Genomic DNA, 13879 nt, shown 5'->3' on the forward strand with positions numbered 1-13879 from the left:
GCGACCGTCACAATCTCTTCACTTCTTGACTACCCACATCACCAAACCATCAACGCCCGTTGGCGTATGATGTGCTTAGCGAATCCATGTACCAGCCAGCTGCGCCGATCACGCCCAGCTGACCATGCTCAATGAGGTTGACCGGAATGGCTTCGAGGAAGGGACGCATGTCACCCTTCGCAACGAAGCGGTCCATAAACCGGCTCTCAATGAGGAAATTCCGAATTTTTGGCAGGATGCCACCGGCGAGATAAAGCCCGCCGCGCGCGCCGTAGCTAAGCGCAAAGTTGCCGGATGCGCTGCCCAGCATTTCACAAAACAGGGAAAGCGCTTCTACGGCATGTTTGTCTGTGCCCTCGACCGCCGCTTCAGAAATAGCCTCCGGGCTATCAAGCGTCACCTCGCGGTCATTGATTTCTGCCAAAGCATTATAAAGGTTTAGAAGGCCCGGGCCTGAAAGCACATGCTCTACATTCGCGAAGCCATATTTCGCGCGTAGATACTTGAATATCTCAAGCTCAAGGTCTGTCTCTGGGCTGAGGCCTGCTTGCCCACCCTCTGTATTCAGCGCCACAGGGCCTGCATGCCCTTGCAGAAGCACAGAGGCGCCAAGACCCGTGCCCGGCCCAAGCACCGCAACGGCACCCTGCTCCGGGCGAACCGCCCGGCGGTTCATCACCACCACATCGGCGGGGTTCAGGTAAAGGGTGCCGTAAGCCACCGCGACAAAATCATTGATCGCGCAAATCTCATTAAGACCAAGACGCTGGCGAATGTCAGCAAGCGAAACCCGCCATGGCAGGTTGCCTGCAATCAGGTCGTCGCCCACGAGGTAACCAGCGCTTGCGATCGCCGCACCTCGGATCTGGCTGCAATCCATGTCACCGAGGAAAGTGTCAAGGATTGAAGTCAGGCCATCAAAGTCGGCATTCTTGAACTTGTGATATTTGCGCACGCTCAGCGGCCGTGCCGTGCGGTCTGACCGCGAGATAAGGCTGAGCCTGGAGTGGGTACCACCGATATCCGCAGCGATAACAGGAGCTGTGTCAGCCATGCCCCACCTCCATGCATCCGCGTCGGATATATTTAAACAGATACTCAAACACAAACCCTCCCCAGGCTCATCGAACAACAGGTTGTTCAGTTTAGGTCCCCGTCTCTGTGTCGGGCGGTCCATGCATCCACCCCCGGAAGGGCGGGGTGGAAGCACGGCTTCCGGCCCTGGAAACGCCACAGAGAACTATTGTGAGTTAGGAGGAAAATGACAACGTTGTCCAACAAAAAGTTCAAAAAATGTTCACGTTGTCATTTTTTATGACATCGTTATCACTATTAAGTGATTGAAAATCAGATAAAATCCTAAATTCCTGACGCTTTGGTCAACATGACAACGTTGACTGTCTTGTGGGGCCGGGCCATAAAGAGTTCAGGACATTTTCAGGGGAGAATCGGGCAACCTTGGCCCGGTCAGATAAATTCGGCAGCCGTCACGCGGCGCTAAACAGATAGGGTGCTTGTCATTGTCAAAAGCCACCATCAAGGATGTTGCGCGGGTCGCTGAAGTTTCACTGAAGACCGTGTCCCGGGTGATCAACAACGAACCCACGGTTAAGGATGCCACCCGCAAAAAGGTACAGGCTGTCATCAAGGAGCTGCGCTATCAGCCAGACATGTCCGCCCGCAACCTGCGCGGCAACAAGTCTTACGCTATCGGCCTCGTTTACGACAACCCCAACCCTTATTATGTGGTCGATGTTCAGGAAGGGGTGCTGCAAGCCTGCCGCGAGCTGGGTTACAGCCTGCAAATTCACCCCTGCAATGCCAAAACCGGCGATATTGTTGAAGAGCTATCCGACCTGGCGCTTACCTCACGCCTCGCTGGCCTCGTTATTGCCCCTCCTATCTCGGAGGATGACGCGATCATCGAAGCGCTGCATGCGCGCGGTGTACATCTGGTGCGTATCATCTCCGCATCCTCACCACCCGGTGGCGCCACACCATGCGTGTATGTGAACGACCGCGCGGCGGCCCATTCGGTCACCGACCACCTCATTGAGAAAGGCCACAAGCGCATTGCCTTCCTGTGGGGGGAAGAGGAACACCACTCAAGTGGGGAGCGCTACGCCGGATACCACACCGCGCTTGAAGAACACGGCATCGGGGTTGATAGCGCGCTCGTGCTTGAAGGTCGTTATAGTTTCGATAGTGGCTTCCAGCGCGCCACCAAACTTCTGTCATCGAAAAAACCGCCAAGCGCGATCTTCGGCTGTAATGATGAGATTGCGGCGGGTGCCTTGGCTGCTGCCAAATCCCTTGGGCTGAATGTGCCTGGTGATGTGGCCATCGCGGGCTTTGAGAACAGCCCCTTCTCGAAACATGCACAGCCACCCCTGACCACTGCGGCACAATCGATCGGGGATATCGCCAAACAGGCGATGATGCTTCTTGTTGCGGAACTCCGCCCCCAGGCGGTCGGGGAAGATCATGCCAAAGCCACAAGCGAGTTTGTGCCTGAGCTGATCCCTCGCGCGTCAACTGATCATCTGGAAAACTAACGACGGATAATGGCGATGAGCGACACGTCCCTTGAAGGCCTCTTCCCCAAAATAACAGCCCCTTTGCAGCCCCTTCGTATCGAGCCGGGCTGGACCATAAGCTACAACGAATTTCTGGAAGCGGACCTGGATACGGACAAGGACCCCAACACCTGGGCAATGCGCAAACAGGATCTGTTTCAGGCAACGCAAAAAAAGCGCAACCGTCTGCTTGACCTCGGCTGGTATCCGGAGCATGAAGTGGACGGCGCTTTTCGCATCCAGATCTATGAAGGCGACTTCACCGGCACACAGCTGCATGAGTTTTCAAGCCGCAACCGGCAGGAAGTGGTCGCCGAGATGGAACGCCTGTTCCTCGTTATCAATCGCGGCGACCTTTAGGGTGTAGACCCTTTAACCAAACGCACCAGCTTTCAGCGCGATCAGCCCGCTGATCTCAAGCACGAGGCCATAGGCCACCTCAAGCTTGTCAAAAATCTCGCGGTGCGCGGCCGCGTAGCCCGATGATGCACCCCCTTCATAGGTGGTATCCTCACCATAAACCTCGTCATGGCTTTCAAAAGGCGCTTCCGGGAAAATTTTCCGAAGCTGAGCCACCGTATCCGGGACCTCAAGGTGTAACAGCTCAACAAGAAGCTCCTCCAGCGAGAAATCAAACCGTGTACTGAAGCGCGGAATTTCCATCGCCTTGAGGAAGATATACTGGATAAGCCCGATGCGTATCTGATGCAGCTCAAACAATTCCGCGTCCGGCGCCACAGCATCAAAGGCCGCCATCATGGCGTCATCATCCACGCAGTCAGTGAGCGTGCCCGCATCCCGGCGCAACTTTCGAATACAGGCATCCACCGCATCCGCCTCAAACAGGTCTTCAAGCAGTTTCGACAACCGCCGCAACTGTTCCCGTCGCATGGTGGAAGGTGTCTCATCCGACCGGTCGAGCCAATAGCCGGGGCTCAGGAGTTTAGCGTATGCCTCAATCACACCCACGTCAGAACGGGCGAGCGCATTCACCGCCAAGCTTGTCACCATCTGCAGGCGGTCAGATTTGGCGTGCAACGCTTCAAACATATCAGGCGAGCGCGCGATAGCGGTGCCAAGCCCCGCGCAACTGTTAGCCAAATACCCAAGCTGTTGCAGCACCGCATTGTGCGGGATAGCCCTAATCTGGGAAATACGCTCAAGGCGTTGGTGCATCGCCCCACCCGACTGACGCCGGAGCGAGCGTGAGCCCGTTGGGTACAAGAGGCTGCGGCCAATACCGTCGATCAGCCGCACATAACCTTTATGATCTGTCAGGTGCTGCTGATATTCCACCAGTGTCAGGAAGAAATCGAGCGACCAGCCTTTCTCATCATAAAAGGGGTCATCCTCGGCGTTATATTTATCAAAGCGGACCTCAAGGAAATCTGTGAGCGTTGCAAGCGCTGTATCTTCCGCGAGAAACCACAGGAATCCTTCCCCACCCTGGAAGCTAACCTCGTGTTTCTCGGGCTGTTCCAGCTCCGCGAGCCACTGGCGCACCCGCGGCGGCTGGGTATAAAGGAAACGTTTTTTGAGGCTTTCCGGATAAGCACCACGGCCAATGCTTTCGCCGTGGGTATCAAAAAACAAAAGCTGAACGTCGCCAAGCCCGCGCGCTTTCCAAAGCCGGATCACCCGAAGCTTGAAGCGTTCGATGGCGAGCGTGGCAGCGGGTTGGCCGATATAACGGCCACTGTCTGAGAAGCCGAGCTGCAGGCAGAAGCGCCCCTGCTTTTTGATATACTCAAGGAAATGCGGGTTATCCACGAGCTCCGCAATCACGCGGTCGCCACGCTCAAGGCCAATGGCGGTCTCGAAAAGAGGCGAGATTTCCACATGGTTCTCAACCCCGAACAACTTGGCGTAATAAAGCGCGGTCAGAAGCGTGAAGGGGGTGTCGGATTCCGCCACCAGCATGCGGATGCGTGTGGCAGCGTCAAAATGTTTCATGAACTGTGCGGCGGTCATAAACACACGCTTGGCCGTCGTCTGCTCGCGCGACAGCGTGCCATAGTGAATGCTTTTCGGTTTAACCGTATCCAGCTTCTCTGAAATAGCCGCGAGGAAATGCCGCCGTGTAGCAGACTGGTCTGGCGACTTGGTCATCTGAATTTCAGGGCCGATGGCGTTATGAAGCTGCGCTGCATTGAGGCGGAAATGAATGTGCGACAAGCCAAGCCCGATGGAGCGCCACTCGGTATAAAGCGTTGCGGCCGCGCACCAACCGTCTTTCTCAAGCTCTAGCGCCAACAGTTTCTCAAACGCGTCGGCGATGCGGTCAGACGCCGCTTCCTTGCGGGATTGATTCTCAACCGCCAACTGGTTCAGTTTACCAAGGCTGCCGCCCTCACGCTGGTGTTCTTCAAGTGTACGCATGCCCATTTCAAAGCATGAGCGCAGGTCTTCAAACCCGGCGCGGATCGTGGCCCAATATTGCCCAGCCTCGCCTGAAAAATCTGTCTGCCCGGCAAGACCGATACATTCCGCAAGCCCCGCAAGCGCAGAACGGTACCGGAAGAGAAGCCCGAGCGACCAGTCGATATCCGTCCGGCCATCAAGGTCGAAACCAACCCAGCTGGCAACCGTGGCAAGGCGCGGGCGCAGGGATTTATAGTCGTCCGGATACAGTTCTGACGCCACACGGAAAACAATGCCGTAAAACCGTCGGATCGCCCGGCGGATGTTGCCAACCGCAAGCCCGGCATAATCGAGCTCTTCATGAAGCGTGGGGGAGCGGGTCGGGTGCACGGTGCCAACTTCCAGGTTGGCCGTTGCCGCCGCAACAGCATCCGGCCCGCCGGAAACCGCCCCAAGGTATGAGCGTGCATATGTCCATGCCGTATCAGAGAGCGAGAAGGTCGGGTGCGCGGTGATCACGATGCCTGCAAGCTCATCCTCAAGCTGGGCGCTGAAGTCCGCAAACGGGATAAGCTCACCGTCTTCACCTTCGGCAAACCGGCGCACAAGAGCCGCGAGGCGCGCCTCATTCTCAGGCCTGGAGATTGTGGTCCACTGCGCGGACAAAGCCCCAAGCCGCCCATCAAGGCAGCGTTTACCACGCGCGGAAAGATCGTTCGAGAGAGCCGCCAAATCCTGTGTTCCATCCATAAGGCGTGCGGCAATATCAAACGCGGCAGATAGGTGCTGTCGACGTGCTTCGCTTTTTCCTTGGCCAGGATGGTCAAACATAATTTGTCCCTCATTTGTTTTGAATTTTGCAGCGCCCTTTGGTGACACCGCTGTCAAATTGGCGCTTTTGTAACAGAACCAGCGACGTTGTCACCTAATAAAATGTCTCAATACGCCCTATTTTGGCATATTTTATTACAAACAAGCGGCAAACGACGCTGTTTTTTGCGGATTCCGTCGTTGTCAGCCGGTTCTGTTTTGCGGCTTCCGCAAACACACTATGACACGAACCACAGGAAGAGGAGAAGCAACACTAAGCCTCCCCAAAAATTTCCAATTAACCTTTGTTTCTTACGCCTTCGGCCTGAGCGGGTTGTTGGAATTCCTGTTCGTCGAGCAACTTTGCTCTTCAGGTTTCGTTTTGCACCCTTGAATGGATTCATTCAATCCCCCGCGCGGTATCTCCGCCTAATGGCTACGCTTGAACAGCAGCATATAGGTTGCCGGCACAAAAAACAGGGTTAACACAGATGCAAACGACAACCCAAACATCATCACCACCGCAAGCGGCTCCCAAAGCGGCCCGCCAAACAGATAGAGTGGCAACAGCCCCACCACCGTGGTGATGGAAGTAAGCAAAATGGGCCGCAGGCGTTTGCCGCTCGCTATCACCACGGCATCCATCAGCTTGTGCACCTTAAGCTCGATATCGATCTGATCCACGAGCACAATGGCATTGTTGATAATGATGCCCGCAAGGCTGATAAGCCCAAGCGTAGCAAAGAATGACATGGGCTGCCCGGTGACAAGAAGCCCGATGGGCACGCCCACAAGGATAAGCGGTACGCTCATGAAAATAATGGCGATGCGACGGAAGCTGTTGAACTGATACATCACCGCCAAGATCATCAGAAGCACCGCAAAAGGCAGCCCTGCGCCCAGCTTGCCATATATCTCGGTCGAATCTTTCAACTCGCCCCCGATGGTCACCTCATAACCGGGCTCAAGTTCCAAAGCGTCTATGCCCTCCTTCACCTGCGCATAAAGCTCCGCCGCCGTATAGTTCGGGCTTTTTGCCGTAACCGTAATGGTGGGTTGCTGGTTTTTGCGCCACGTTTGGGAATATTCAAGCGAGGGCCTGAGCACCGCGGTTTGCTCAAGCGCCACCATGTTCGCATCGCTTGGCAGAATGATGTTCAGCAGGTCTTCAATGCTGTCCCGGTCTCGCTCAAGCGCGCGCACAACAATAGGGATCGTGCTGTCATCATCGCGGAAGCTGGAGATTTCAAAACCGTCAAAATAGGCATTCAGGTTTTGCGCAAGGGTTTGTGACGACATATTGAGCCGCCGCGCTTTATCCTGATCAACCTCAATCACCATTTTTACAAGCTTTTCGCCCCAGTCACTTTCGTTCTGCGCAATGCCGGGTACATCCGCGAACAGGCGTTCAACCCGCCGCCCAAGCCGCAACAGCGGCTCATGGTCTGGCCCCGCGATCTCCACCTTCACCTGCCCACTTTCACTGGCCCCCATAGCGAGGCGCTTGATGGTGAAACGTGCGTCAGGCACCTCTTCAAAAAAGTGCCGTTTGGCGCGGTCAGCAAACACCGCGGCCTCTTCCGGCGATTTTGCGTTTACCAGAATAAAGGCCGTAGACGGCGACGGATCAACCGGGTTGAGGCTCAGGTAAAACCTTGGGCCACCCTCACCCACATAGATGATGTGATCGTTAACTTCAGGGTTGATGCTTGCATCGCTTACCCAGTCAGAAACATCAAGTGCCACCTGCTCGGTTGCTTCAAAATGCGCACTTTTGGGCATATCGAGATAGATGAGCACTTCGTTACGGTCACTGAGCGGGAACATCTCTTTCGGCAGCACGGTGAAAAGCTGCCCCATCACCACCACAAGGCCATAAGCACCGATCACCACAAACGCCGCCACCCGAAGGGTGGGCTTCAAAAACCGCTGGTACTGCTGAACATATTCCGGCGGCGGTGCTTCCACGTCCGCCTCGTCGGATGCTGCGCTCGTGCGTTTCCTCAAAACCCGCGCGCATATCAGCGGCAGGAAATACATCGCTGTGATCCACGAGCCAATGAGCGTGAGCGCTAAAACCGCCCCGAGCGAGAAAGCATACTCCCCCTCAGAACCATCTATGAGGAAAAAAGGTGTAAACGCAAAAATGGTGGTGAGCGACGACACCATAAGCGGTACCGCGAACTGGCTACCGGCCTTAAGCGCCGCATCCCGCCGCGTGCTGCCCGCATCAACCCGGCTGAGAATATCCTCGACAATCACCACGCCGTTATCGACCAGAAGCCCGAGGGAGATAATCACCGCCGCAATGGATACCTGTTCCAGCGCGATATCCAGCATCTTCATGCCAATAAGCGCAAACATCACCGCAAACGGCACAATGGAGGCGATCACCATGCCGGAACGAAGCCCGAGGAACGCGAGTACAACAATCAGCACAACGATAAAGGTTTGCCCCACGTTCGAGAGCGCCCCCACCACGGTTTTATGCACCTCCGTGGGCTGATAGGTGGCGAAGTTCAACTCAAACCCGATGGGCAGGGTTTGTTCAAAAGCGCGCGTCGCTTCGGTTAGCCGTTCGCCCACATCAGCGATGTCATATCCGGGCTGCATCTGCACCCCGACCACCAGCGCAGGGCGGCCGTTATAATAGGTGCGGCTCTCAGGTGGGGAGACAAAGCCGCGCCGCACGGTCAGCAGGTCTTTCAGCCGGATGAAATCATCACTGCCGACGGGACGCGTGAGCATATTCTCAATCTCGGCCAGACTTTTGAAATCACCCGTCGCTTCCAGAAGGATAGAGGCACCTTCCGCGTTAATCTCGCCTGCGGGTAACACCACATTCTGGTTCTGAAGGTCACTGATCAGCGTATTCAGCTGGCCGCCGATCGCCTTGAAGCGGCGAGCGTCCAGCTCAAGCCAGATGCGTTCTTCCTGCACGCCGTAAAGCTGGGCCTTGGCGATACCGTCAACGGTATAAAGCGTGCGCTGCAGGTCTTTGGCCGCCTCTTCCATCTCGCGGTAATTGAAGCCTTCCGCTGTCATGGCGATGGAGGCTATCGTCACCTCACCAAAATCTGTGTTTACAAAGGGGCCGTGCGCGCCCTCAGGCAACTCACGGCTGATATCATTCATCTTGTCCCTGAGCGATTGCCAGATCGGCTCAAGGTTATCGACCTCGTCTTTCAGTTCCACATAGGTGCGCATGCGCCCGGTGGTAAGGATGGTGCGAATTTCCTTCACCTCGGCGATCTCGCGGATCTTGCGTTCCACCTTCTCGGTCACGAGGTTTTCGATGCGGCCCGGCGGCATGCCGGGATAAAGTGCGGACACAATCGCGGTGCGGATCGTGATCTCCGGCGATTCCCGTTTGGCAAAGTCTTTATAGAGCAACAGACCGCTAAGGATCAGCGCGCCCATCAGCAAAAAGGTAAACTGGCTGCGGCCAAGGCCGAGTTTCGTGAGGAAGCTCATATCCCGCCCCCTTAATGGCTGCTGGCTGGCAAACGGCGGACCTTCTGCCCGTCATGCAGGTACGACACCCCGGCGGAGGCGATCAGGTCCCCGTCCTTCAAGCCTTCCACCACGATGATCATATTGTCCCTGACCCCGGCGGTCATCACTGTGCGGGCTTTCACGGTCGAGCTTGCTTCATCAAACACATAAACCTGCGCAGAGCCGCCATCGTGCTGACGCACGGATTCGCCGCGTTTCAACGTTTCAGATTGCTCAAGCGCAAAACAGCGCACCGGCACAAGGAAACCCACATCGCCGGACAAAAGCCCTACATTCAGCGCCACTTCTGCCGCCATGCCTGCCTTCACACCCTCATGATCTTCTTCCAGAATAACAACGGCCGGGAAAGCAGACACCTGCCCCGCGCGCGAGCCCAGTTCCTTGATACGGCCTTTCAGGGTCACACCTTCAAGGTCTGTCACCGCTACCCGGGCCTCGTCTCCTGTTGAGAGCGCGTTGATCACCGTAGCGGGTACACTGAACTCAACCTCAAAGGCGTTTTGGCTATAGAGCGTGAGCACCGATTGCCCCGCCGACACATTGGCAAAAGACTTGGCATCCACGCTTGAGATCACGCCGTCAAACGGGGCCTTGAGCACGGATTTCTCCAACCGCTCCCCGGCGATGGCCAGTTGCTGGCGCGCCTGCTCCGTTTGGGCTTCAGCGCTTTTATAGGCGTTTTCGGCGCTATCGTAGGCTGCTTTTGTCACATTGCCGCTCTCCAGGAGCGCTGCCTTGCGCTCAAAATCCGTGCGGGCGTTTGAGAGGCTCGCCTCCGCTTGCCCAAGTGCTGCGCGCGCCTGCTGCACTTCAAAACGCAAGGTTGTCGGGTCAAGGTTCAAGAGCGCTTGCCCGGCAGTAACTTTGCTGCCCACCTCAAGTGTGACCTCGCTCAACTGCCCCGCAATCTCGAACGACAGCTTGCTTTCATCCGCGGGCTGGATAACGCTCGGGTAGCGCCTCACCATATTGTCTGCCGTGGCGGATACCTCAAAAACCTTGAGGCCACGCACAGGCGCCTCCTCATTTTTCGCATCCTTGCTCTCGCAAGCAGCAAGCATGAAAAACGGCACCATAAGTGCGGCAAGCCGAACGGCAGTTTGAGGACGGAGGAGTGTCATAAGCTGGCCCTTTTTGAGAGAGTGGGGCGGAAAACATCGTGAGAAAAGAATTGAGGAGCGATGATACACCGCTCCTCGTTTCAGTTCAAATATGTGCCTGACGTTCCAGCTTTATTTGCCGAGCTCCGTTGGCATCGCTGGCGCGTCTGGCCGTTTGATGGGGGTATAAACCTCAAGGTCTTTGAGGATTTCCTCAATGGCACGCTCAAGCTGCGGGTCACGGCCCGCATTGATGGCATCCGGTGCTTGCACCACGTCGATATCCGGGGTTACACCTTCGTTCTCAACCCGCCACTCACCGTCTGGTGTGTAGAAACGGAAGAAAGGCACCGCGAGCCAGCCACCGTCCATAAGGCCCGGGTTAGCGGAAATACCGATCAACCCGCCCCATGTGCGTGTGCCCACCAGCTTACCGAGGCCCATACGCTTGAACGCATAGGGGAGGAAATCACCACCAGAACCAGCATCCTGGTCAATCAACATTACTTTGGGGCCATAGATGGCACCGCCGGGTGTGTCGAAAGTGAGGCCATCGCGGTCTTTCCAGCTGGAGAGATACGTCCGGCTCAGCACATCGGTGATATAGTTGGCTGCCTGCCCGCCGCCGTTCTGGCGCTCGTCAACGATCAGGGCTTTTTTATCCACCTGCGCGAAGAACATACGGTTGAAATAGGTAAAGCCCGCGCCAGCCGTGTTGGGCAGATAGACGTAAGCCACCTTGCCATCGGTTGCTTCCTCAACCTGCTTGCGGCGGCTTTCAACCCATGCCCAGTGGCGAAGGTCCCCATCATCATCAATAGGTTCAACCACGATATCGCGTGCGTCTGCCCCGTCAGCAGATTTGGCGACCTTGAGCGTTACCTGCTTGCCCACGGTGCCTTCAAGGAAGGCATTGATGTTATCCGCGTCCGTCAGGTCACGGCCATTTACCGCAAGGATGAAGTCCCTTTCATTTGCGCCAATGCCGGGTATCGCCAAGGGTGCAACAAGGAACGGGTTCCAGCGTTCGCCGGTGTAGATCTTCTTGATGCGATACCGACCATCCTCAATGGTGAGGTCAGCGCCCAACAAACCGCCACCAGGGCCACGCTCACGGTGCACATCGCCGCCGCCAACACGGTTGTGGCCCACCTGCAACTCGCCGATCATCTCGACCAGAAGTTCGTTGAGGTCCTCCCGGCGGCCAACATGGTCAACCAGCGGGCGGTAACGGTCATAGACACCCTGCCAGTCGATACCGTGCAGGTTGGGGTCATAGAAATAATCCCGCTCCATACGCCAGACATCAGTGAAAATCTGCACCCATTCCGCGCGTGGGTTCACATAGCTTTTCACGTCAGACATATTGAGCGCATTGCCTTGCGGTCTTGCGCCCGCTGCGGCCACCATCAGGCGCCCGCCAGCCCCCATCACCAGCAGCTTGTTGCCGTCAGCTGAGAGGCTGTAGCCGCTCACACGTTCAAAGGCGGAGTCCGCGTCCTTGCCCTTGAAGTCGAACCGCATCAGGGTATCTGGCGCGCTGGTGTCCGTACCCGGCAGGTCCCGGCTCACGCCCGGTTGCTGGCGTTCCATGAAGAAAAGCGCCCCATCCGACGCGACCTCAAGGCTGTCATAGGATTTTTCCGCGACAGGCAGCGCGATGATGCGGGAAGTCAGGCCTTCAAGGTCGATGCCGGGCGCTTTCTGTTCCTCAGCTTTTTTGTCGTCCTTGCCCTCACCTTCAGCGTCACTATCGCTGTCGGTGTCCTCGTCTTTGGTGTCTTCCGCCTTGTCAGTCTTCACCGTCTCGTCGCCCGGTTTTGGCAACATGGGTGAGGCACCATCCGCCTGCAGAATAGCCACATATAGCCCGTAGCGGAGCGGTCGCTCCTGCGTGGACATATCAAGCCCCACCTGGCTTGGGCCAGAGTTGGTGGAGGCCGCAAAATAGAGATATTTTCCGTCGGGGCTGAAAGCCGGTGAGATCGCATGGCTCAGCCCGTCGGTCACCGGCGTATTTTCACCGCTTTCAAAGTCATGCAGCATGACCCGGCCAAAATAATTGGCCCCGGTTTTTGTGTAGGCCAGCCAGCGCCCGTCTTTCGAGAGCGACACACCAAAACCGGACCGTCGCTCGTCCGTATCGATCAGCGTACGTTCACCGCTTTTTACATCAATGGCAAAAAGATTGAGATGATTGTCGCTGTAGATGATGCGGCTGCCGTCATTGCTCCAGAGCATGAGGTCGTAATAAGCCGGGTCCCCAAGCTCGAGCGTGCGGCTTTCACCCATGCCCGTCTGGTCTGCGATCACCAGCTTATGCACACCGCCCGCGTCTGAGATATAGGCAATCTCGCCCCCTTTGGGTGACCAGAGGCCCGCGCTTTCCCGCACACCGTCGGTTGCGGTGATGTTGCGGGTGCTGCCGTCTTCCGTGGGCACAGTGAAGATTTCACCGCGCGCGGTTACTACCGCCCGCGTGCCGCTTGGTGACAGCGCCGCATTTTCAAGCGCACGGGACGCATCTTTCCAGCCCGGCTGCAGTTGCGGCAGGTCTGGCTTGATGGAGATTTTAATCTCGCGTGCGCGGCCACCGCTTGTTTTCATCTCATAGAGCCTGCCGCCCGCTTCATACACCAGCTTGTCGCCATAGCCGCTCGCGTTGCGGATATCCCACACATTGTTGTCCGTCAGTTGCTTTACGGCTTTTGACTTGGTGTCATACTCAAAAAGATTGGCGGCACCGTCCGCGCGGTCAGAGACAAAATAAACCTTGTCCCCGAGCCAGATCGGATTGCTGTCGCTGGCGTTCTCATGCGGGATTTCCTCCCACGCGCCGCTTTCCATATCGTAAAGCCAAACGGGTGGCGTGGTGCCGCCGCGGTGTTGCCGCCAGCCACTGGTGCCACGGTACGCTTTAATATGGGGCCGATAGGCGAGGCGCTTGCCATCCGGTGACCATGTGCCTTCAGCCACCAGTGCATCCATCACCTTTTTGGGGTAACCGCCCTTGATTGAAACCTGATAGGCCTGCGAGCTGCGACCAATAGCCACTTCGCGGCGGGAGGTGAAAAGCACTTCGGTGCCCGCCACATTCCAGCCTTCAACCACATCGTCGTCTGCATGATAGGTCAGGCGTTTCGGTTGCCCACCATCGGAGGAGATCACATAAACATCTGCGTTGCCGCCATATTCCGCCGTGAAGGCGACCCACTTACCGTCTGGCGACAGGTGCGGGCTGCTTTCGTCCGCCGGGTTCGAGGTCAGGCGCTTCGGGTTTTTGCCGTCACGGTCCGCGATCCAGATATCCCCGGCATATACAAATGCCAGCTTGTCTTTCGAGACCGAAGGTGCCCGCAGAAGAAGTGTTTCATCCGCCGCCAAAGCCCCTTGCGTCGCAGCACCTGTCAACAGTGCCGTGGATAGCATGAGCGCAGAAAATGCGCCGCGCAGTCGTATCATCGTGTGACCTCCCCTTATGTTTTGTGCGGGGAGCGTAGCGGATAAAAGTATGAG

Annotated in this window: 7 protein-coding genes; 2 read left to right on the plus strand and 5 right to left on the minus strand. The window is 56.7% G+C overall.

Going from position 1 to position 13879, the window contains the following annotated elements:
• Window positions 1-49: 49 nt before the first annotated feature.
• The gene (gene glk, locus ACN0XZ_RS16450) at window positions 50-1054 is read right to left on the minus strand and encodes a glucokinase (RefSeq protein ID WP_417458891.1); all 1005 of its coding nucleotides are present in this window, start codon (window positions 1052-1054) and stop codon (window positions 50-52) included.
• Window positions 1055-1520: 466 nt separating this feature from the next.
• On the opposite strand from glk, the gene ACN0XZ_RS16455 reads away from it, so the two are divergent.
• Together ACN0XZ_RS16455 and ACN0XZ_RS16460 are read left to right on the plus strand one after the other, a co-directional pair.
• Complete coding sequence (locus ACN0XZ_RS16455; RefSeq protein WP_417458892.1) at window positions 1521-2555, plus strand: LacI family DNA-binding transcriptional regulator; 1035 nt, start codon at window positions 1521-1523, stop codon at window positions 2553-2555.
• Between the two features lie 15 nt (window positions 2556-2570).
• Complete coding sequence (locus tag ACN0XZ_RS16460; RefSeq protein WP_417458893.1) at window positions 2571-2936, plus strand: hypothetical protein; 366 nt, start codon at window positions 2571-2573, stop codon at window positions 2934-2936.
• Window positions 2937-2948: 12 nt separating this feature from the next.
• Here ACN0XZ_RS16460 and ACN0XZ_RS16465 read toward each other — a convergent pair whose 3' ends face one another.
• The 4 genes from ACN0XZ_RS16465 to ACN0XZ_RS16480 all read right to left on the minus strand — a co-directional run bounded on the left by ACN0XZ_RS16465 (window position 2949) and on the right by ACN0XZ_RS16480 (window position 13825).
• Window positions 2949-5768 (minus strand): phosphoenolpyruvate carboxylase, encoded by a 2820-nt coding sequence (locus ACN0XZ_RS16465; protein WP_417458894.1) that lies wholly within the window; start codon window positions 5766-5768, stop codon window positions 2949-2951.
• A gap of 408 nt (window positions 5769-6176) precedes the next feature.
• A complete protein-coding gene (locus tag ACN0XZ_RS16470; RefSeq protein WP_417458895.1) occupies window positions 6177-9221 on the minus strand; it encodes an efflux RND transporter permease subunit in 3045 nt (1014 codons plus the stop codon).
• An 11-nt stretch (window positions 9222-9232) separates the two neighbouring features.
• Window positions 9233-10384 carry an efflux RND transporter periplasmic adaptor subunit gene (locus ACN0XZ_RS16475; RefSeq protein ID WP_417458896.1) on the minus strand — a complete coding sequence of 384 codons (1152 nt, stop codon included), beginning with the start codon at window positions 10382-10384 and terminating at the stop codon, window positions 9233-9235.
• Window positions 10385-10495: 111 nt separating this feature from the next.
• Window positions 10496-13825 (minus strand): S41 family peptidase, encoded by a 3330-nt coding sequence (locus ACN0XZ_RS16480; RefSeq protein ID WP_417458897.1) that lies wholly within the window; start codon window positions 13823-13825, stop codon window positions 10496-10498.
• Window positions 13826-13879: the final 54 nt, after the last annotated feature.

Source organism: Kordiimonas sp., assembly GCF_048264555.1.
Classification (GTDB): Bacteria; Pseudomonadota; Alphaproteobacteria; order Sphingomonadales; family Kordiimonadaceae; genus Kordiimonas.